Consider the following 22050-nt stretch of genomic DNA (forward strand, 5'->3'; position numbering starts at 1 on the left):
TATGAATGCAAAGGAGTATTTATCACAAGCTGTTTGGCTCGATAAAAGAATAGATAGTAAACTTGAGCAACTAGAATCATTAAAGAGTTTAGCCATGAAAGTAAATACAGATATTACACAAGAAAGAGTATCAGGTGGACCTAATAGTAAAAGCCCAATGGAAAATGTAATGGTAAAGGTTATTGATTTAGAGTATGAGATTAATAAAGATATTGATAAACTGGTGGATCTTAAGAAAGAAATTATGGAAACTATAAATAAACTTAGTGATTTGAATTATCAGTTACTTTTAGAGATGAGATATATTAACGGCAAGTGCTGGGATGATATAGCAAGCTCTATGAGATATGATAGAAGTTCAATATTTAGGATTCATGGAAAAGCATTAAAAGAAATAGATAGATTAAAAGTTGAGACTAAATGAGACTAAATAAGACTGAATGCCACCATGTATCTATGCTATAATATAAAGTGTAAAAGCATAGAAAAATTAAGAGCACCATATGCTGTAGTATATGCCGATGCTATATCGATTCGATTCTTAGGAAACGCAGCATTCTTGATAACAACAACCCTTGGAGGTAAAACTCTAGAGGGTTTTTTCTATGCATAAAAATAAAGGATGGTGAAATAAAGTGCCAATGAAACCATTAAAACCTTGTAGGTATCCAGGATGTCCTGAACTTACAAAGAATAAATATTGTGACAAGCATAAGAATTTACATAGAAATAAAAGAGAAAGTGCTGGAAGACGTGGCTACGATAGCAGATGGAATAAGATGAGGAAGATATTTCTAAAAAATAATCCTATATGTGTTGAGTGTAAAAAACAAGGCAGGATAACAAAGGCTACAGTAGTTGATCATATTATTCCTCATAGAGGAGATTATAAATTGTTTTGGGATGAGAGCAACTGGCAATCACTCTGTAAGAGCTGTCATGATAAGAAGACAATGACAGAAGATAGGTATCAAGAATTTAAATATTAAAGAATAATTAGGTGTAAATAAAAATAATTATATAGTATATCAATTATTTTGAGGGTGTTTTCTTGGAATCTAGGAAGCGAGATATTATAGAATTAGTAAACAGGGCAAAAGAAGAAATTGAAAAAATTAAGAAAAGTAGCATAGAAAACAAAGAAACTATTGATGAAATTAATAGTTTAAAAGTAAAATTAAAAGAAATAGAGGATGCATTAAAACCAAATCAACAAAACATAAAACGTAGGATAGCTAGTTTGAATTCAATATTAGAAGAACTATCAGATATAAAGTCCGATATAGTTTTAAGTATGGAAGAAGAGATGTTTAATGTTATTGGAAAAAATTTATTAGATGGTATGGTACTTGAAAAAGTTGTAAACACTGAAAATTTAAAATCAATTATTTTTAAAGATGAAGAAGTTGGAAACATAGAGATCTTGGAAGATTGTAGACCTGATATTAAAATTAGAGTTAAGGTATATAATAACGTTGACGAGTTTACAGTACAGGACCCATTTAAAATGTATAGTATAATTTCATTTATAAATACTAAGTTTAATTATAAACAAGAATAATAAATATTAAGGTGAATGAGATTTTTTTATGGGTAGGGGGGTTCAAACCTCTAAAGAGGACATGCCAAGGACCGCCGCCCCCTCTCGTGTGAATTTTCGCAGAATTAAACAAGGGGGATAGGTAAAAATCGCATAATATAAAGTTTAAATTAAGTAGCTACAGGTGTTGTGGTTACTTTTTTTATTGCGTAAAAGTTGAAGGAAAGGAGCAACTCATATGACAAGTGATGAAAAAGAAAAAATAAGAGAACTAAGATTAAAAGGCATGGGATATAAAAAAATTGCTAACTTTTTAAATCTAACTAGAGATAGTGTTAGAGGATTTTGTAAGCGTAATGGGTTAGAAGGAAATTCATGTGTTGTTGCTCTAAATTTTCAAGAAAAGATGAAAAAAAATTTACTTTGCGCCTATTGTGATAAACCTTTAAAGCAAAATGGTAAAGGCAGAACTAGAAGATTTTGCTCTGATGAGTGTAGAAGAAAATGGTGGAATGAAAATCAAGATAAAAGAAATAGAAAAGAGACAGCATTTTATAAATATATCTGCGCTTACTGTGGAAAAGAATTTAGTGCTTATGGAAATAAAAATAGAAAATACTGTAGCCATAACTGCTACATTAAAGATAGATTTTGGAGGGAAGAGGAAAATGGAATTTAAGAAATTAAAAATTTCAGATTTAGTTCCTGCTGCATATAATCCTAGAAAAAAGTTAAAACCGGGGGATAAAGAATTTGAGAAAATTAAAAGCAGCATAAATGAATTTGGATATGTTGAGCCTATTATTGTAAATTCTGATAAGACAATTATAGGAGGACATCAAAGAGTTTCCGTTTTAAAAACATTAGGTTATGAAGATATAGATTGCATTGTAATAGATATTGATAAAACTAAAGAAAAGGCATTAAATATTGCTCTTAATAAAATTACTGGTGAATGGAACAAAGAATTACTTGCTGATTTAATAAAGGATCTACAGGAAATTGATTATGATGTAGAATTTACAGGCTTTGAACCACCAGAAATTGATGAGCTTTTTAATGAACTTCATCCTAAAGGTGTGAAAGAGGATGGCTTTGATGAAGCACCACCAGAAGTTCCAATTACAAAGAAAGGTGATGTTTGGTTACTTGGAAGGCATCGTTTGATATGCGGTGACAGCACAAAACTTGAGACATATGAAAAACTTATGGGAGGAAAAAAAGCAAATTTAGTTGTAACAGACCCTCCGTACAATGTTTCCTATGAAGGAACAGCAGGAAACATTCAAAATGATAATATGGAAGATAAAAAGTTTTATGAATTTCTTTTTAATGCATATAAAGGTATGTATGAAAATCTTGCAGATGGTGGTTCTATCTATGTGTTCCATGCTGATAGAGAAACCGTTAATTTTAGAGCAGCTTTTAAAGAGGCAGGATTCTTTTGTCATCAAACTTGTATATGGATAAAGAATTCCCCAGTACTAGGACGTTGTGATTATCAATATAATCATGAGCCTGTACTTGTAGGATGGAAACCTACTGCAGGACATAAATTTTATGGAGATAGGAAGCAAAGGACCACTTGGAATTTTGATAGACCTACAAAATCAAAATATCATCCAACAATGAAGCCAATAGCTTTAGTTGCTTACCCAATTACAAATTCAAGTTTAACAAATTCTATTGTTCTAGATCCTTTCGGTGGAAGTGGTTCAACTCTTATAGCTTGTGAGCAGACAGATAGAATTTGCTATACTATAGAACTTGATGAAAAATATGCTGATGTTATTGTTAAAAGATATATAGAACAAGTAGATAGTGATGAAGCCGTATTTCTTTTAAGAAACGGTAAAAAAATTTCTTATAAAGATATTGAAAAAAGTGAATAAAACCCTTGCTATATGTGTGCTTTAGAGTGATATATGTATGTAACGAAAACACACATGGAGGTTTAAAAATGAAAGCATTATTTGGAAGAAAGGTTTTAAATTTAAAAGAGCTTAAATACCTTACAAAGGAAGCTAAAAAGGATGGCATGAAAGGAGAACTTTACGAAGTTACAAAAGAAATAAAATTAAGTGATGAGGAATTCAAAGAATTTGCAAAAGACTTTTGCAAGGATCAACCTTGGATAACAAAAGAAGACGGGGGATGCAATTCAAAAGGAGAATTAAGATGCATAAGAGTTAAAAATACAAAAACAAATAAAAGCATCTTAGTAGATTCAGAAGGTTATGATTATCCAAGATACACAGCAATAGAAAAGTAGAATTTAAGCCACCTAAAGGGTGGTTTTTCTTATGCCATAATTATAGAAATTAATCCATTAAAAATCTATATTTTATTTGATAGAATCTTGTATATATAACTGGATATACACACCTTTCAGAGGTAATATGTACACTACCAAAAGGTAATAAGCACACTTTGAAAGGAGTAGAGAAGAATTGAAAAACCAAACAGTTGGTGTAGAAATTGAAATGACAGGAATTACAAGAGAAAAAGCTGCCGAGGTTACTTCAAAATTTCTAAATGGAGAAATCAAACGAAGTCATGATAGTTATGATACCTATAAGGTAACGGCATTAGACAAAAGGGTTTGGAAAATAATGAGTGATGCAAGCATCCAAACAATGAAAAAAGAAAAAGGTACACTTATTTCAGCAGATAAAAGTTACAGTGTAGAACTTGTAACGCCTATTCTAAAATATGAAGATATTGAAACCTTACAAGAACTTATAAGACAACTTAGACATGCAGGAGCAGTTAGTCAAAGTAAGTTGAAATGTGGAATACATATTCACATAGGAGCAAAAGAACATGCTCCAAATACATTAAAGAACTTAGTTAATCTTATAGCGGCAAAGGAAGATTTAATTTATAAAAGTCTTGAGATTGATCCAGCTAGGGTTAAGTATTGCAAAAAGGTTAATGAGAATTTGATAGAAACTATAAACAAGAAAAAACCTAAAAGTTTAAAGGAACTTGCGGATATTTGGTACAGTGATTATGGTGTTGAGAATAGAAGTAGGCACTACCATACAAGCAGATACCACGGACTAAATTTACACAGTACTTTTACAAAAGGAACTATTGAATTTAGAATTTTTAATGGGACTATGCACGCAGGAAAAATTAGAAGTTACATAGTTTTTTGCCTTGCTATTAGTCATCAAGCATTAAAGCAGAAAAGTGCAAGTGCAAAACGTACCCATACTGATAATGAAAAATATACCTTTAGGTGATGGCTTCTTAGACTTGGGCTTATAGGAGATGAATTTAAAAATTGCAGAAAACATCTTATGAAAGCACTTGATGGAGATTGTGCCTTTAGAACACCAAGAGTGGCTTGAAGCTAAGTGTATAGATAAAGAGGGAAACTCAAATGGATAATAAATCAGATGTAAATATTACAAATGAGGTGCTTTCTTCTGCATCTAAAATAAAAGAACAGCTTCTTTCTGATATGCTTTCAGAGCAATCGCTACTTTTATCCTCATCACAATTGAGGGCAGCAGAAACTGCTATTCTTCCAAGGATAGCATGGTATAAGGCACTGAAAAACAGTGGTGTGTCTGAGGACGAGGCACTCGCATTTGTTTGGGACAGCCTTATCCAAACCTCAAAGGCAAAAAAGCGTTTTGCATCATTTTGTGGGTATATTCCTGGGGGATTTTTTGTATTCCGCAAAATCTTCTATAAGGCACTGCAGGCTGACCTGTGGGACAATAAGTTTACGCAAAACGATGCTAATGGATTATGCTTTAATACCACACGTTGCCTATATAAGGATCTTGCTGTTTTTTACAACTGTTTGGAAATAGTTTCGTTGTTTTGCAAAATAGACCATGTGCTATTTGACGGGCTTAAACATATCCAATTTAATCGCACTCAAACACTTGGTAACGGGGGAACTATGTGTGACTTTCATTATTTTGCCCGCTGACACAAGCAACGAGGAGAATATAATTATTTACCTAACTTCTCAATAGTTTCAATGAATATAGCAACAAACGGAAAGCATTAAAACCAAAAGAGGAGCAAGATTAATTAATTTTCTTGTTCCTCTTTGCAAAGATTTTGCACGGTAGTATTTTGTTAAATTTTACTATAGAAAAGCAAGTCTTTCAAGCTACTAAATATGAACAACCATAAAGGAGCATGTCCGTATGAAAAGTCAAATCCGTTCACTGTCCTTATGCAAGTATTGACTGGACTATATTGGGTATGTAGTAGGCGAGAGTAGTTGCATTTTCAAAAATGCAACTACATAATCCAACTCATTTAAATGTTGATAATAGTTCTGCGTAATATTTAGCATTGCCTGTCATGTGGTATTGGTACCAAGATTTGATTGTGTCAGATGAATAGACATCTAAGTATTCAATAATTTGTTTTGCCTACAACAGTCCACCAGCTGAACTTGTTGTATAATATTTCCATAAGCTACAGAAAGCCTATCTGTGTAAAATGACTTTCCAGAATAATTTTTAGAAAAGTAAGTAAGATATTCAAGCAAATTACTCGTATGAAAGTGATTATTTAGAATTCCTAATTCGGCTAAAGCTAAAATTGCTAAGAAAAAAGATCCAAATATTATTCCACACAACCTGTAGTCAAATACCTAAACAAACGTATGCTAACTCTGAAATTAAGCTTTCTTATATTAATGGTCATTATTATTATGCACTTAAAGCAACTACTCTTGTTAATGGGCTTGGAATCTTGCGTCATATTGATTTTAACGATACTCAATTAATGGATTTTGAAGTTCATGATACTGGTGAACAAGCTAAAGACCACTATGACTCAAAAACTTTAATTCCTATGATGAGACGTTATTTCAATATACATCCATATTTCAAATATAACTACTTTATTGGTGATGCTGCTTATGATTGTGATGATAATTATAAATATCTAATTAAAGATTGTAGCATAGTACCTATAGTTCCCATTAATCATCGTAATACTTCTGACTTACCACAGTCTAGCGGCTTTACTAATGACGGAATTTCTTTATGTCCAAAGGATTCTTCTCTTCCAATGAAATTTGATGGAATTACAAGAGAAAAAGGTGGTTCTACGAGAGTTAAATGGCTTTGCCCTAAATCTAAAAAAGTTAGACGTAAAGGCAGTCAGTAAACTAGTTCAAAGCTTTTAATCCGCTACGGCGTAATACATAAAAAAGAGGGAAAGGTTTAGCATAAGCAGATTAGTGTGTAGTTATAGAAATAAATAAAATAATAATCCCCTCCTTTTTAGGTAAGGAACCAAAAAAGAAATAATTTAAGGAGCGGATAAGATTATAGGGAAGAAGACTTGAAATAAGATAATGGATAATTAATAGAAGAAAAAGAAGTTTTGTATGAACACTTCTTTCTATCCTAATATAAGAAAAATGTAATTTACTTGAATTATAACTTGTGCTTATTTTGCGAATATACTTTGTTTATTTAATTCCAGTTTAGTTGATGTAAGTTGAATAATCAATTCCTCCATTGCTGATATGCTTGCTACAACACAAATTATATGCATTAATACATTTGTGTTAATATATGGAATAAATATAGGAAACAGAAACAAAACTATGCCAGTAATTTTATTTCCGCAAGTATGAATACTTGCAAAAGTTTTATATTTTTTCATGGCCACAAACATGGATGATAATCTAATAATACTAATTATAACAATCCAAATAACAATTTTTGTTGTAAGATTTAAAATTGGGTAAATCAAAAATAACAATGCAGCTGTCATTATCATATCGCCAATGGAATCAAGTTTTGCACCAAAACTACTTGTTGTACCTATCTTCCTGGCAATAAACCCATCTATAATGTCACTAAATCCACAAATAATATATATTACATAAAAGTCTAAGCTTAATGGTTTTGTATAAATTAAAATCAAAGAAAAAATTATTCTACTAAAGGATATACAATTTGGTAGCGACTTCATATCATTACCTCGCCTAAAATAAGTCTTTATTACACTTAATTTTACTATTATGAAGTAATTATAACATATTACTAAAGAAAAGCATGGAAAAGTGATACATTGATTATTATGGTAAAGAACCAAACACAGGATACCGCCCATGAGGACAAAGGGGCGGTATTTTTATATTCGGATGGTTCTCACTTCGAGACATGTTAGCCCGAAGTTGCAGGGGTTGGGGAGGTTCCTTAACAAGCGATTTTTTGTAGGTTCATTCTAAAAAAATACGCAACTGTGGTCACAGTTGCCCTGCTTGCCGTTTTGTGACCGCTTGCTTTTACAAAGAATGCCCGTTGGACTTCTACTGAATAAAAGCATAGGTATGTTCCAGGTATCTCGTATTTGTTTTGTTAATAGAACGTACTTCTGCCTGTGGTAATACTTGTTATTATTCGGACAACCGTATATAATAAATAAGAATGAATGTGAAAAGGATGATTAGCGTATGGACTATATTTCTGCCCCGGACGCCGCCGTAAAGTGGGGGATTTCAGAACGGCGAGTGCAAAAACTATGTGAAGAAAATCGTATACCCGGCGTGATACGATTTAGCCGTATGTGGTTGATACCAAAAGACGCAGAAAAACCCACGGATAGAAGATATACAAAAGTAAGGAGTGTATGCGATGAGTGACAAAATATTAATTGTCGATGATGAGCAGGAAATTACTGATCTCATTTCTTTGTATTTGGAAAATGAGAGTTTTACAGTTTTTAAATCCTATTCTGCGTCTGATGCTTTGAAATATATAAACGAAGAAAAGCTGGATATGGCAATCTTAGATATAATGCTCCCGGATATGAACGGTTTGGAGATATGCAAAAAAATCCGCGAAAGGTATCACTATCCTATTATTATGTTGACTGCTAAAGGGGAGGAAATTGATAAAATTACTGGATTGACTTTCGGTGCAGATGATTATATTACAAAACCGTTTCTTCCGCTGGAATTAGTGGCTCGTGTGAAGGCACAGCTACGCCGCTACAAACGATACAATATTGTCACAGAGCGGGAAGAAGATATTATTGTTCATGCGGGGCTGGTCTTAAATATTAACACCCATGAATGTACTCTGAATGAAAAACCCATTTCCCTGACCCCCACAGAGTTTTCGATTCTGCAAATTCTTTGTAAGAGAATTGGAAACGTTGTTAGTTCAGAGGAATTATTTCATCAAGTTTGGAGAGACGAATATTTTAGTAAAAGCAACAATACAATCACCGTTCATATCCGGCATCTGCGTGAAAAAATGGGAGACTCTTTTGAAGAACCAAAGTACATTAAAACCGTTTGGGGGTGTGGGTACAAAATTGAAAAATGAATGGGAGAAAGATCGGGTACGGTTCAATAAGGTCTATCGCCAACTTTTACTTCGAGTGCTTTCTGTTGTCATAATTTATACCACATTAGGTATAGCTGCTTATCTCTTGACTGCCAACTTGCTTAGACAATTCGCAGGGCAAAATGAGCTATTGTTACAAATCTTCGCATGGATTGAATTGCATAGGGGACTTGGTGCACTGGTATATATCGTGGTTGGGTATGGAGCAATTTTGCTTTATTATTGGAACAAGCCTTTCCAGTATCTCCATGAGGTTTTAAATGCTGCAGAAAATATTTTTCAGCATACAAACGAATTAATTGAACTGTCGGCCCCGCTAAAAGATGCAGAAATCTATCTGAACCAACTAAAAATATCTGTACAAAACAATGAGCGTGTGGCGCAAGAAGCAGAACAGCGAAAAAACGATTTGATTGAGTATCTTGCGCATGATTTGAAAACGCCTTTAACTTCTGTCATTGGTTATCTTAGCCTATTGGATGAAGCTCTGGATATGCCTGTGGAGCAAAAAGCAAAATATGTTCATATTACACTGGATAAGGCTAAACGCTTAGAAAAACTTATCAATGAATTCTTTGAAATTACCCGCTATGATCTCCAGAATACATCCTTAGAAAAGGAAACTATTGATCTTTACTATATGTTGGTTCAAATGACAGACGAGTTCTATCCTGTTTTATCAGCACATGGAAATACTATAAAATTAGATGCAAATGAGGATTTAACCGTCTACGGGGATTCTGTAAAATTGGCAAGGGTATTTAACAATATCCTAAAAAATGCAATTTCGTACAGTTACCCTGACACTGAAATTATTGTAGGGGCAAAAGCTATTGATGCATCTGTCCAGATCACTTTCTGCAATCATGGAAAAACGATTCCGGCCTCAAAGTTGGATGCCATATTTGATAAGTTCTTTAGGCTTGATGAAACCCGTGCAACAAATACAGGCGGTGCAGGTTTGGGATTAGCGATTGCAAAAGAAATCATTACTTTGCATGGAGGAAGCATAATCGCAGAAAGTGAAAATGAAATTACTACTTTTTTTATGACCTTGCCAATTTCTTGTTAGGAAAACATCAATGTTTTCTTAGGATTTTCTTAGGAATTAAACAAGTTAATATTAAAAAACAAATAGCTCCTGTTAGATAAAATGGTAATTAACAGGAACTATTTTATTATTGGATTTGTCAGAAAGGAGAATATCAGGCATGAATGATTTGCTGTTAAAAGGCTATGAATGTCTAACTGTCATACTACCTTTCTTAATTACATTTGCGATACTAAGCTTCATTTACAAGCATAAGAAAATTCCCCAGACAAAAGGGAGAACCTTGATGCTTGTCGTTTTTATCATGTACATTTTTGCTGTTTTTTATTTTACAGGTGTAGGCACTATATTTGATTTGCAGCGGTACGGTATTCAGCTTAATGCTGGTCAAATCAATCTATTGCCATTTTCAAAAGATATTGATATTGCCGCATATTTTCTTAATGTTTTATTGTTCGTACCATTTGGGTTCTTTTTGCCGTTTATTTGGCCCAACATAGACAAACTAAAGTATACTGTTCTTTCAGGCTTTTCTTTTTCATTATTGATTGAGATTAGCCAATTGTTTAACAATAGACGTACAGATATTGATGATTTAATATTGAATACCCTTGGAACGTTAATAGGTTATCTGTTGTTCAAAGTATTCATTCGCATAACAAAAAGAACGGTTCACCCTATAACCCATTTCAAGTATGAACCGGCTATTTACATTCTAACCGTCTTTTTAGGTCACTTTTTGATGTTTAATGAGTTTGGACTGGCAAAAATTCTCTATGGTTTCTGAAGCATACATTAATCTGCCCTTTGTGAGAAAGAAAAAAACCGCTGTTGTAGTAGTTATTTTCCTATGCTCTTTTCTCTATTAACTCGACTGCGGTTTTGAAAACAAAAATTCAAAGTCGCAGTTTTGCTGTATAAAAGCATATTGCGTAATAAGGAACGTTTAATTTGGCGGTTTTGGGATAGGAGGTTTTCCATGTATCCAAAGCCGCTTTTTTATTCTCGGGAGGAGCTGCCACCTTACCGTGACGGCTTGGCATAGCTGACATCCTAATTCTTCGCAATTGAAAAAATAATAAAAAGATTATGGGCATGATTTGCTACCGTTGTTGCATCAAAGAAATATATACTTGTTGACAATGGAAATAATTTAATAATGAAAAAAAGAACCTCTTTTGGTTAAATAGATTTTGATGAGGAATCTACAAAAGCCGGTTCTTTATATTTGACTATGAAATAACATTGGGAACTGAATATAGTAAAAATAAAACTCAAAATACTTATAGAGAAATACTTACCTTTGATTAAAATGAAGAAGAATTTAGAGTTTTAACAAATATATTTGATATCACACCTGAAGATATACTTTTATTGTACCGAGTTAGATGGAAGATAGAACCATTCTTAAAATGGATAAAACAAAACCTAAAGATTAAGAAATGTATAGGTTACAATGAGAATACCAAGAAGGTTCTTTACGCCTACTCAAGAGTATGACTAAAGAAAAGTAGGGAACTTATTGCTCTTTACAAAAGAGATATGGACAGGAGGGGAAGACTGCTTTGGAAATAGAATGTCCTTCCTTTGCTAATGAAATTGATATAAAAATTGTTATTACTAATGTTATATTTTCAATTATCCTAGCATATTCTACTGATATTCAAAAGGCAATATGATGATGTAATAATGCTTTTAATGATTGATGCTATAGGCTTGTAGGAATTATGGGTGACAAATTGATTTTGCTACCCATCTGCCACTCAATACAGAAAATAATATTTGATAAAGTCTAGTAGTACAAGTTCTGTTTTGGTCTTTGGTTTCCTATTAGATATTATATATCAGTATTTTGTGCATTATAAAAGAATATGATATAATAAAAAATAATATTTTAGTTAAACAAACGCCTCATGTGGAGACGGTGGTGAGGCTTAAAAAGAAACTCGTATAGATAAAAGTTAGTAATATCAATGATTTAAAGCCCTTGGGTGTATGTACACACATTCGAGGGTTTTAGTGTGTGGGAACATATAAATAGAACAAAGTGTTCTGGGTAATATATGCCAAAAGGCAACACATGGAGTACGTTTGCCTTTAGAATAATATGGGAAAAATCACAGCAAGAAGATTTGGATTGAATCTTTAGGAAGATTAATTAGAGGAGGATACATTATGAAAATTTCAAAGAAAGATGCGTTGATATGGTTTGAATTTTTTGCGATATTGCCAGAGGATGAGGAAGTTATGACAAAACAACAAGAAATCATTTACGCTACCTTTGCGCAAATTGAGGAAGCAATCGATTATAGAAATAATATATTAATGTCAGAAATTAGAGGTTTAAAAACTTTGGATAATAGAACTTTTTTCGTGGGAAATGAAAGCAAATTCTCAAAAGGATGTCGCTTTTGTCTGTTGGGAACCGGTTTGAGTGCAATTAGGAAAACGAATAAATGTAACATAGAGTGTAAGTTTTGTTATAATTATGGAGATCTAAAAAATATTCCTCCGATTGGCGAAGGTATGTGGGAAATTGGTGGCACAAAATTTTATGAGAAGGATATTGATTTACTTCTTTCCATACACAAAAAACCCACTGGCATTTCATATGTTTATTTAGAGCCATTTATGGAAATTGAAAAATATTATTCGGTTATAAAGAAATTTAGTGATGCTAAAATTCATCAACATCTATATACAAATGGTATTTTAGCTAGGTCAGAGACATTGAAAGCATTAGGTGAAGCCGGTCTTGACGAGATACGTTTCAACCTGGGTGCTTCTAATTGTTCAGACAAAGTTATTGAAAATATTGGAATAGCGAAAAAATATATTAAAAATGTAGGTATTGAAACTCCAATGACTCCTGAGTTTTTCGAAGCATTTTTTAAGAAAAAGCAAGAAATTTTAGAGACAAAACTTGATTTTATTAATTGTGCAGAATTACATTTAAATGAGAATAACATAGACAATTATTATGGGGAAAACATGTATATTTCCAGACATGGCTATATATTTCCAATTTGGAGTAGGGAATTAACTCTGAAATTCATGAAAATAGCCGATGAAGAAAACTGGGATTTAGCAATTCATGATTGTTCAAATCATACAAAATTTGCTAGAGATTTGAATTTAAGTAGCAAAGAAGGTAAATGGTTTGGAGCCAGTAATTATGCCTGTGAGTTTTCTAGGACTCCATATGAAGCATTTTTACCAATACTACGTGATGACAATTTCAAATTTTTAAGCGAAGAAGAATTGCCTGACGACTATAAACCAGGAGAGTTGATCTATTAGAGAGTCTTTAACTATGCACTTTTGCAGAAAAGAATGCATGTATATACTTGAGAGCTTTTATATGTGGGAACATATAAATGGTGAAAAGTATTCTGAGTAATATATCCTAAAAGGTAATACATCGAGTGCATGGTAAAGCTTAAAAGTAAACACAGTTAGAAGCCTTGATGTGACTGGCGTTATAATATAGTATATGTTTCTTGATACAGGGTCAGGAGACAGGAAAATAAAAGAAAATATAATTAGGTAGAGCTCTTGAGTGTAGATGGTGCGCTTTAGGGCTTTTATCATTTGCTATGGAAAGCTATAATAGACAATTAAGAAATGTTCCTAAAATTAGAAGTATTTTTCTATGTGATGATGCTTTGCTTAAAATGCTATATTTAGCAATGATCGATATAAGTAAAAAATGGACTCAATCAATACGCGGATGGGCTCAGATACTAGCACAATAAACATATTAATTTTAAAATTTTTATAGATATTTACACAAAATTCTTGAGAATCTTAATCAAAATACTTAATAAAATGAATTTCCTCTTTCTTTAAAGAAGCATGAAAATTCAAAAATATATTCTAAATGTGTGTAGTGAAAAATATTTAGAAAAAATCGATGATATAGTTAAAGATATTGTAGAAAATAGGGATAAAAGTTTTAGAAACAAATTTGAAGGCTAGGGTAAGAATGATTTAAAAAAATACTTTTTTGTATTAGAATAATATGATATAATTATTCAATATAACAAAAAATACTATTTAATTACATATATTGTTAGATTTGAATTTATAGGTCTTTTAAGGAAGGCAATATTTTAGAGAAAGGAGGTATAAAATGGAAAGATATAAACAAAAATTAAAAGAAATAGTTGAAATATTGTTAAATAAGGAAGATAACTATGGAGAAATAAAAAGAGCTCAGCAAAAATTTTTGAATGAACAAATACATATTTTATATGCTGGGACAGGCCCTTTTGCTGCATTAATGATTCCTTTGACCACTGTTTTTACAAGTCTGGGAGTAAAGTTTACTTGAAATAAATCCCAATAGTATAGAGAATTTAAAGCAGGTAATTAAGGTATTTGAAGCAGAGGAATATGTAGAGGATATTATTCAATGTGATGCTACAAAATATAAAGCCAAAAAAGGAAGACCTATTCATATGGTGGTTACAGAAACAATGAAAAATGCACTTAAAAATGAGCCGAAGGTTTCAATCAGCCTTAATTTAGTACCTCAAATGGAGAAGGATGGAATTTTAATTCCTCAAAATAGATCTGTTGAGGCGGTTTTATTAGTTCCAAAAAGAGATACTGAGAGAATGATGGGGGTAAAAGGTGCTGGAAAAGATTTTTATTATCCATTAAAAACGGTATTTCAATTAAATAAAGAAAGTTCAGATTATTATAAAAAGTATAAAGAGTGTTGTTTTTCGGAGAAGGAAATTGAACTGTAATGAATGTTCTTTAACTATGCCATATAAAATAATGGATATAGATTGGAAAAAGAATGATATAAAGAAGCTAAGTTTCCAGTATGTAATAAATGAAAAGTCAGGTTTTGTGTGTAAGAAATATTAATTTTAAATAAGGCTTTAGTAGCGTTAAATGTAGCATCGAAGATGAGGCTTTAAAGGAGATAAAAAATGGAAGGATGTATAAAAGAAAATCAAAACTCAATTTTTAATATTTCATTAGGGTCAGTAGATAAAGTGAATGAAAGTGTTCTATTGAAAATATTTAAAGAATGTCATCCAGAGTTAGAATGGATCAGCAACATACCGGAGGAACAAAAGGAAGCGGTTATAGCACAGCAATTTGCAATAGAAAAGCAGCAATTGATGATGATTTATCCAGAAGCAGAATTAAATATAATATTTTCTGATGGAAAGGCAATAGGTCGTATTTATATATATTATGGAAAAAATACAGATCGAATTTTGGAAATTGGGCTGTTAAAAGAATATAGAAGACAAGGTATTGGACAAAGCGTTATTAGAGAAGTAATAGAAAAAGCTGTAGATAGAGAAAAAACAGTGTCACTGCAGGTTACTTGGTTCAATAGAGATGCCTGTAGGTTGTATCAAAAACTTGGATTTCAAATAGTTGAAAATAAAGGTGTTGTTTGTGAAATGAGATATGTTAAACCTTAGTAATTAATTTGCAGAGAGTGCAGCAGTAATGTTTGGTATATTGCTATAAATAATAAAAAGTAATATCAAAAATATATAATCTAGTGTAGAAATACTACACTGTTGATTATAAATAATAAAAAGTAGGAGGAATTTAAAATGGAAGCTTTTTTAGGAACAATTTTAGCATGGCCTATGAGTTGGGCACCAGCTGGCTGGGCTATATGTGATGGGAGACAGATACCAATTCAACAAAATCAAGCCTTATTTTCTTTACTTGGATATACTTATGGAGGAACCCTAAATGTAAGTTTTGCTTTGCCTGATTTGCGTGGACGTTTTCCTTTAGGAATGTCAATTGGAGTTAGTGGAATATTTAACCATCCATTAGGAGCTACAGGTGGAGCAGAAAATATAACCCTTCAACCTGCTCAAGTACCTTTGCTACAACATAAGCATAATATTAAAAGTACTGTAAGTAGTGATGGTGATGAAAGCACTGTGCCTGTAAGTGTGGATGTTAAAATTCCAGTTAATACAGATACTTATGATGTAGCAAAAGCTACCAATACACCTGGTGCCACTTGTACTCTTGGACAAGGTAAAGCAGGTTCTTTTGCTACAAATATTTATACAACAAGTAACCCAACATCAGGAGCAAATTTGAAACCTTTTACAGCACAAGGGAATATTACTGTTCCAACACCGGCAATAACAGTTACTTCAGAGTGTGATTTTACTCCTGCTACACCACAACCTGCAGCAGCATCAGTTAATATCATGCCACCTTATCAAACGGTGAACTATATAATAGCACTTACAGGAATATATCCTGTAAGAGATTAAAATTAAGTGGTGATAAAAGATGCTAGATAATTTTGTTATAGATACCTTTCAAATTGGTGACCTGTTTAAGGTGTTTTATGGAGAAGGTCAGTATGTAGAAATTACTCTTGCAAAGGCAACTCGTGGAAAATATAGAAATCCAGCTTTAAAGAGAGAGCCATTTTTGTGGGTTTTTAAAAGCAGTAAAGAAATATGGATAGAGTCTGGAACTTATAAGATGCAGCAGGAGAAGGTTGGGAATTTCGGAATGTTTATTACACCTACTCAGCCATTAAATGAAGAAGGTAAATTTAATTATTATGAGGCTGTTTTTTCATAACTAGAAATGATATAAATGTACCTTCTCCTTTAAAGGTTTTATTAATGTTTGTATTATGCAGGAAAATTAAAAAGAATTGCCGGAATTTAAGTTTAAACATATATAGTGATTTAAAGTAAGATAAATAGTTAAGATTTATAAAAAATAAATGGAGAGGGATGAGGTGTGAATTTATTGAAAAAAAGTCAAATAACATAATATTATTAACTGTTAAAAGAAATTTAGTTTTCATATTAGCATTTATGGTAGCTATAGTAAATATGCCAATCTTGACGGTAAAGGCACTAGGCGCAATTTTCGATTATGAAGCAAATGTGTCAGGATTTGAAACACACACTGTAACTCAAACTGTAAATGGAGAAACTCTAATGGCAGTTTCTACTAGTTATAATCTCATGAGCAATAACTATCTTAGCGGTGGTATGGCAAATGTAGGAAATGAATCTTTAGCTATAGATTATGGAACAGATACAGAAGCTTCTGTAACATTTTCGTTAGCTGATGGAAAAGCTTTTGATTTAGTTTCCATCAACTTTGGTGATTATTCAGATACCAATGAAAACATTAGAATTACTTCTTCAAAAGGTTCAATAACTACAGGAGCAATTTCCGGTTATAGTAATACCTTTGATATCTCAGCTCAATCTAACGCATCATTTTTTATAGGTATAACTAGCTTTACACTTACAGCTGTAGATGGAGCTATGAATGCGATGGCATTTGATAATATTACCTTGAATAATATTATGCCTATGCTATCACAAGTAACGAATGTAGCACTTTCTTCAACAGGCGTAGCTAGCTGGAATGATGTAAACAATGAAACTGGTTATGAAGTACAGTTATATAAAGATGGAAATCCTCAAGGAACAGCAGTACAAAAAGCAGCAAGCGTACTAAATCATGATTTTATTGCAGATATGAGAGCTGCAGGACCAGGAGTTTATACTGTTAAAGTAACTGCAAAAGGAGATGGGACAAATTACTCTGATGGACCTCAGTCTTTAGCTTCAGGAAGCCAAACTATAGCAAAGCTTACAACAGTAAATGCAGGGCTTAATTGGAGTGGAGATATTGCTCACTGGAACATATTACCTAATGCAGTAAGCTATGATGTGCAGCTTTATAAGGATGGAAATCCAATAAATGCACCAGTAAACATATTGGCAGCTAATGCAGCTTCTGGTGCAGATTTTGCTTCAGCTATTGCGGTAGAAGGCGGCGGAACCTATACTTATAAGGTTACGGCAAAGGCAGATCCAAGTTCTCTGTTTTTAGATGCAGATCAATCATCTGCTTCAAATAATAACATTAAAACAATTCAATTGCTACAGGTAACAAATGTAGTATTTTCTTCAATAGGAGTAGCAACCTGGGATAATGTAGCTAATGAATCTGGTTATGAGGTGAAGTTATATAAAAATGGAAGTTTTTCAGGTATGACTGGGACTCCAGGGGTAGATACTACTAATTATAATTTGCTTAGCTTTATGAGAGCTATGGGTGTAGGAGAATATACTGTAACAGTTAAAGCAAAAGGTAATGGAAGCACTTATTCTGATGGACCTCAATCTGCAGTTTCAAACAGTCAATCTATAGTAAAACTTGCAACTGTAACAGATGGACTTATCTGGAGTGGAAATACAGCACATTGGACAACAGTAGCTAATGCTGCAAGTTATGATGTACAGCTTTATAAGGATGGAAATCCATTAAGTGCATCAGTAAATGTGTTAGCAGGTGATGCGGTTTCTGGAGCAGACTTCTCATCAGCTATTGCATTAGGGGGCGGCGGTAACTATACTTACAAGGTTATAGCAAAAGGAGATGGAGTACTGTTATTAGACGCAGATCAATCAGCCTCTTCTAATGGAAACTCAATTGCTACTCCATTATCACAAGTAACAGGTGTAGCACTTTCTTCAACAGGCGTAGCTAGCTGGAATGATGTAAACAATGAAACTGGTTATGAAGTACAGTTATATAAAGATGGAAATCCTCAAGGAACAGCAGTACAAAAAGCAGCAAGCGTACTAAATCATGATTTTATTGCAGATATGAGAGCTGCAGGATCAGGAGTTTATACTGTTAAAGTAACTGCAAAGGGAGATGGGACAAATTACTCTGATGGACCTCAATCTGAAATTTCAAACAGCCAAACTATAGTAAAGCTTTTAGCAGTAACAGATGGACTTAATTGGAATGAAGATGTAGCTTACTGGACAGCAGTAGCAAATGCAGTAAGTTATGATGTGCAGCTTTATAAAGATGGAAATCAATTAAATATCCCAGTAAATGTATTAGCAGCAAATGTAGCTTCCGGTGTAGATTTTTCTCCAAATATTGCAGCAGGAGGAAGCGGAATTTACACTTACAAGGTTACAGCAAAAGGAAATGGAGTTTTGATGTTAGATGCAATTCAATCTATAGTATCTAACGAAAATATTAAAACATCATCAAATGATTCAGCTCTAAGCGGTTTGAGCATAAGTAGCGGAGCTTTTAATGAAAGCTTTGCACCAGAAATTACATCTTATACTGCAACTGTAGCAAATGGAGTGACTAGCATAACAGTAACACCTATAGTGAATGAAAGCCATGCAATGGTAAAAGTAGCAGGAAAGGCAGTAGTTAATGGACATCCATCAGATGATATACCACTAAACGTAGGAATAAATCCAATATCAGTGGTAGTAATAGCAAAAGACGGAACAACAAAAACTTATGTAATAACTGTGACAAGATTAGCAATGCCATCAACACCAATTAGTAATTTAAAGGCAACAGCTGGAGATGGAAAAGTAACCTTAAATTTTGATGCACCAACAGGAGCCACTAATGTAGTAATGGAACAATCAATAGATGGAGTAAATTATACAGCAGCAAAAACAAGCGTAATAACTGTAGCAACAACAAGTGCAGAGGTAATGAACTTAAAAAATGGTCAGAAATATAGTTTTAGACTATTGGTAACAGGAGGCTTACGTGCAGGAATGTCAAATGTAGCAACAGCAACACCAATAGCTGCAAATTCAGGAAAATCATCAAATGGTGGTTCAAATACGGCAGATAAAGTAAATGATATAATTAGAGATATTGTAAAAATAGAAGTAAACGGAAAAATCACAAATACTAATGAAATAAATCAAGAAAAAATAGTGGAAGAGGTTAAAAGCATCATAAAACAATCTTTAGAAGATATAGAAGTAAAGGCACTAGAAAAAGATTTGAATTCATCAGAAGGAGCAGTACAGATTAAAGTAAATAGAATGTTGACGGATATTGAAACAGAAATCAATAATATTGTAAACAAAAACCTAGGAAATGAAGTTGTTTCTAAAAATAGTATATTAAAATATGAAGTCAAAATGAGTGTTATTGAAGAAGCAACAAATAAGAAGGTATATGAGAAATTAGGTCTAAAGGTAGCGGAAGAAGAGATAAAAGTTGAAGATCTTAAAGATTTTACATCATACATTGTAAAATTTGACATTGTTGTTGATGGAAAGGTTGTAGGAACAAGGGAAACAAAAATTACAACTTTAGATAGAACTCCGCCCGTAGTACACGATTTAGAAATTAATAATGGTATATTAAAAGTAAATGCAACAGACAATTTCAAGCTAAATGATAAACCATACATGTTAATAGTATCAGAATAATAAAAATGGGAGGAGAACAATTGTGAAAAAACTTAAATATATTCTTTTGGCCATAACTACAGTATGCTTTATTTCTGTGCAAAGTGTTCTTGCTTTTGCAGCTTCATCAGATTGGACAGATAAACCGGAATTTAATAATTATAGGATAGGACAAAGGTTGATTCTGAAAGTAAGAGATGCATTTCTTAATTCAACAGAACAGGAAATATTCCAATTTAAATATGAAGGAAAACAGTATGAGAATATAAATGGAAGAAATCCTGTACTTGTTTCTAATAAGGAAGCTATGAGTAAGAAACAAATCTTAATAGAAGCTATGAAAAAGCATAATGAATTAGAAGCTCACATAGCTGAAATAGAGGGGAGAAATCCCCTCCTAAAGGATTTAAATAGTATAAAAGAAGAAAATTATATAATTGCAGTATCTAATAGTGAAATTGCAAGCTTTGATGAAAATGAAATATTAAAGATAAAAGGAAAAGGTACAATATATATAACAATTCAAGAAAAAGAAACAAATAAAGTATATATATTTTTTATGGAAACAGCAGAAGGTGTAAAGAGAATAGCAGGCATGAACAGAGTAGATACTGCACTTAAAATAGCTGAAACTACATTTAAAGGTAAGGTGAGAAATGTAGTTTTGACAACAGGAGAAAATTATCCAGATGCATTAGCAGGAAGTGTATTAGCATATAAATTGGAAGCACCAATTCTTTTAATTGGAAGTTCAAATGTAGATACTGAAAAAGTATTATTCTATATAAAAGAAAAAATGGAATCAAGCGGTAATGTGTACATTTTAGGAGGAAAAGGAGTAGTAAGTGAAGAAATAGAGCAGAAAGTAAAAGATACTGGTATTAAAAATGTAAAAAGATTGTCTGGAGCAACCAGATATGAAACTGCAGCACAAATTGTTGCTAACCTTGGTGTACAGGAAGGAACACCAGTAGTTATTGCTTGTGGGGAAAACTTTGCAGATGCATTATCTGTAAGCATCACAGCGGCAGTAAACCAATATCCTATACTTTTAGCAGAGAAAAATGGGATTTCGGATACAGTAAAGAAAGAACTTTCAAAGATAAAGCCAAAGAAAGTATTTATAATAGGATTGCAAGGTGCTATTAGCGAAGAAGTAGAAAATCAAATTTCAAAGGAATTAACTATTAATAAATCAAATATAGTTAGGATTGGCGGCTCTAATAGATATGACACATCACTTGAGGTGGCAAAGTATTTTAATTTAAATGGAAAAAGCGTATGTATAGCATCTGGGAATAATTACCCAGACGCATTAGTAGGTAGTGCATATGCTGCAAAATTCAATGCACCACTTATACTTTGTGGTAATAAATTAACAGAAAATATGAAAGAATATATGAAAAATAGAAACTTTGTAGATATCACTATTTTTGGTGGAGAAGGAGCTGTTAATAAAATAGTGGAGGATGAACTTAAGTATTAAAAAGGAGGGATGTTCCTAGCAAACTTATGATGAAAATTCTTTGAAAAGGCTTGTTAGAGAAAGTAATTGAATACTCTAAGGAATATCTTGATTTGCCTACTCTTACCATGTGCAAATATTTTTACTTGAATGTTATATTGCAAGTACTTCTTATGTACACAATATTGATGAGATATCAGGTAATATTTAGGTAATAAATATGATTTTATAGCTCACAGGCGTTACCTGTGGGCTTTTTATTGTCTATAAATAAAACCACCTGCTATGCAGGTGTGTTCAGAAAAGCTTAAGCGTTGAAAAAAAAACACCTCACTTTGATAGAATAGATATGGTTTCGTCAGCCAATCTAAAAACAAAGGAGGTATTGCCCAAAATGGACAATAATAGTTTAG

The 22050-nt window shown here is 32.6% G+C and carries 22 protein-coding genes and 3 pseudogenes; 24 read left to right on the top strand and 1 reads right to left on the bottom strand.

Translation table 11 applies throughout. The annotated features are described in order from the left end of the window. Nucleotide 1: 1 nt before the first annotated feature. From J2Z24_RS02075 to J2Z24_RS02115, 9 genes and pseudogenes are all read left to right on the top strand, one after another. On the top strand, nt 2-424 hold the full coding sequence (locus tag J2Z24_RS02075; RefSeq protein WP_035150445.1) for a DUF1492 domain-containing protein: 423 nt from the start codon (nt 2-4) through the stop codon (nt 422-424). A 211-nt stretch (nt 425-635) separates the two neighbouring features. Further along, nucleotides 636-989, top strand: coding sequence for an HNH endonuclease (locus J2Z24_RS02080; protein WP_035150447.1), 354 nt, complete (start codon nt 636-638; stop codon nt 987-989). A 62-nt stretch (nt 990-1051) separates the two neighbouring features. Further along, complete coding sequence (locus tag J2Z24_RS02085; protein ID WP_035150449.1) at nt 1052-1561, top strand: coiled-coil domain-containing protein; 510 nt, start codon at nt 1052-1054, stop codon at nt 1559-1561. Nucleotides 1562-1778: 217 nt separating this feature from the next. Then, nucleotides 1779-2219 (top strand): hypothetical protein, encoded by a 441-nt coding sequence (locus J2Z24_RS02090; protein ID WP_035150452.1) that lies wholly within the window; start codon nt 1779-1781, stop codon nt 2217-2219. After that, nucleotides 2209-3432, top strand: a complete 1224-nt coding sequence (locus J2Z24_RS02095; protein ID WP_035150454.1) for a site-specific DNA-methyltransferase — start codon at nt 2209-2211, stop codon at nt 3430-3432. Before J2Z24_RS02090 ends, J2Z24_RS02095 begins: the two co-directional genes overlap by 11 nt. Nucleotides 3433-3500: 68 nt before the next feature. Further along, nucleotides 3501-3812, top strand: a complete 312-nt coding sequence (locus tag J2Z24_RS02100; protein WP_035150456.1) for a DUF6329 domain-containing protein — start codon at nt 3501-3503, stop codon at nt 3810-3812. Nucleotides 3813-3990: 178 nt separating this feature from the next. Then, nucleotides 3991-4896: pseudogene (locus J2Z24_RS02105) on the top strand (amidoligase family protein). Nucleotides 4897-4928: 32 nt separating this feature from the next. Next, complete coding sequence (locus tag J2Z24_RS02110) at nt 4929-5489, top strand: L-2-amino-thiazoline-4-carboxylic acid hydrolase (RefSeq protein ID WP_035150459.1); 561 nt, start codon at nt 4929-4931, stop codon at nt 5487-5489. 779 nt (nt 5490-6268) lie between these two features. After that, nucleotides 6269-6688, top strand: a complete 420-nt coding sequence (locus tag J2Z24_RS02115; protein ID WP_173680400.1) for a hypothetical protein — start codon at nt 6269-6271, stop codon at nt 6686-6688. A gap of 285 nt (nt 6689-6973) precedes the next feature. Here the strand turns inward: J2Z24_RS02115 and J2Z24_RS02120 are convergent, their stop codons facing one another. After that, a complete protein-coding gene (locus tag J2Z24_RS02120; RefSeq protein WP_035150461.1) occupies nt 6974-7504 on the bottom strand; it encodes a CDP-alcohol phosphatidyltransferase family protein in 531 nt (176 codons plus the stop codon). A 484-nt stretch (nt 7505-7988) separates the two neighbouring features. Between J2Z24_RS02120 and J2Z24_RS21200 the strand changes: the two genes are divergently transcribed. The 15 genes and pseudogenes from J2Z24_RS21200 (at nt 7989) to J2Z24_RS21735 (ending at nt 21658) form a co-directional block, all read left to right on the top strand. Beyond that, nucleotides 7989-8177 (top strand): helix-turn-helix domain-containing protein, encoded by a 189-nt coding sequence (locus J2Z24_RS21200; RefSeq protein ID WP_035150463.1) that lies wholly within the window; start codon nt 7989-7991, stop codon nt 8175-8177. Then, nucleotides 8170-8865, top strand: a complete 696-nt coding sequence (gene vanR / locus J2Z24_RS02125; RefSeq protein ID WP_035150465.1) for a VanR-ABDEGLN family response regulator transcription factor — start codon at nt 8170-8172, stop codon at nt 8863-8865. Before J2Z24_RS21200 ends, vanR begins: the two co-directional genes overlap by 8 nt. Beyond that, nucleotides 8843-9958: a sensor histidine kinase gene (locus J2Z24_RS02130; RefSeq protein ID WP_111947789.1), complete on the top strand. Its 1116-nt coding sequence runs from the start codon at nt 8843-8845 to the stop codon at nt 9956-9958. The genes vanR and J2Z24_RS02130 overlap by 23 nt, the downstream gene beginning before the upstream one ends. Before the next feature lie 139 nt (nt 9959-10097). Beyond that, nucleotides 10098-10724 (top strand): VanZ family protein, encoded by a 627-nt coding sequence (locus tag J2Z24_RS02135; RefSeq protein WP_035150467.1) that lies wholly within the window; start codon nt 10098-10100, stop codon nt 10722-10724. 551 nt (nt 10725-11275) lie between these two features. Beyond that, nucleotides 11276-11437: pseudogene (locus tag J2Z24_RS02140) on the top strand (transposase); the annotation flags it as partial. A 675-nt stretch (nt 11438-12112) separates the two neighbouring features. Next, nucleotides 12113-13237 carry a radical SAM protein gene (locus J2Z24_RS02145; RefSeq protein WP_035150469.1) on the top strand — a complete coding sequence of 375 codons (1125 nt, stop codon included), beginning with the start codon at nt 12113-12115 and terminating at the stop codon, nt 13235-13237. A gap of 293 nt (nt 13238-13530) precedes the next feature. Beyond that, a pseudogene (locus J2Z24_RS21985) lies at nt 13531-13692 on the top strand (IS256 family transposase); the annotation flags it as partial. Nucleotides 13693-14069: 377 nt separating this feature from the next. Next, complete coding sequence (locus J2Z24_RS21205; RefSeq protein ID WP_051593386.1) at nt 14070-14270, top strand: hypothetical protein; 201 nt, start codon at nt 14070-14072, stop codon at nt 14268-14270. Between the two features lie 127 nt (nt 14271-14397). Continuing rightward, nucleotides 14398-14691, top strand: coding sequence for a hypothetical protein (locus J2Z24_RS21210; protein ID WP_051593387.1), 294 nt, complete (start codon nt 14398-14400; stop codon nt 14689-14691). Continuing rightward, nucleotides 14681-14815, top strand: coding sequence for a hypothetical protein (locus J2Z24_RS21565; RefSeq protein WP_276512157.1), 135 nt, complete (start codon nt 14681-14683; stop codon nt 14813-14815). Before J2Z24_RS21210 ends, J2Z24_RS21565 begins: the two co-directional genes overlap by 11 nt. 65 nt (nt 14816-14880) lie before the next feature. Continuing rightward, nucleotides 14881-15387, top strand: a complete 507-nt coding sequence (locus J2Z24_RS02155; protein ID WP_035150471.1) for a GNAT family N-acetyltransferase — start codon at nt 14881-14883, stop codon at nt 15385-15387. Nucleotides 15388-15525: 138 nt separating this feature from the next. Next, nucleotides 15526-16212 carry a phage tail protein gene (locus tag J2Z24_RS02160; protein ID WP_085059139.1) on the top strand — a complete coding sequence of 229 codons (687 nt, stop codon included), beginning with the start codon at nt 15526-15528 and terminating at the stop codon, nt 16210-16212. A 19-nt stretch (nt 16213-16231) separates the two neighbouring features. Beyond that, entirely contained in the window at nt 16232-16531 is a 300-nt protein-coding gene (locus tag J2Z24_RS02165; RefSeq protein WP_035150473.1) for a DUF6916 family protein, read from the top strand. Between the two features lie 158 nt (nt 16532-16689). Beyond that, nucleotides 16690-20193, top strand: a complete 3504-nt coding sequence (locus J2Z24_RS02170; RefSeq protein WP_111947791.1) for a cadherin-like beta sandwich domain-containing protein — start codon at nt 16690-16692, stop codon at nt 20191-20193. A gap of 22 nt (nt 20194-20215) precedes the next feature. After that, a complete protein-coding gene (locus J2Z24_RS21735; protein ID WP_035150477.1) occupies nt 20216-21658 on the top strand; it encodes a cell wall-binding repeat-containing protein in 1443 nt (480 codons plus the stop codon). Nucleotides 21659-22050: the final 392 nt, after the last annotated feature.

It is taken from the genome of Clostridium tetanomorphum (assembly GCF_017873215.1).
Lineage (GTDB): Bacteria > Bacillota > Clostridia > Clostridiales > Clostridiaceae > Clostridium_AO > Clostridium_AO tetanomorphum.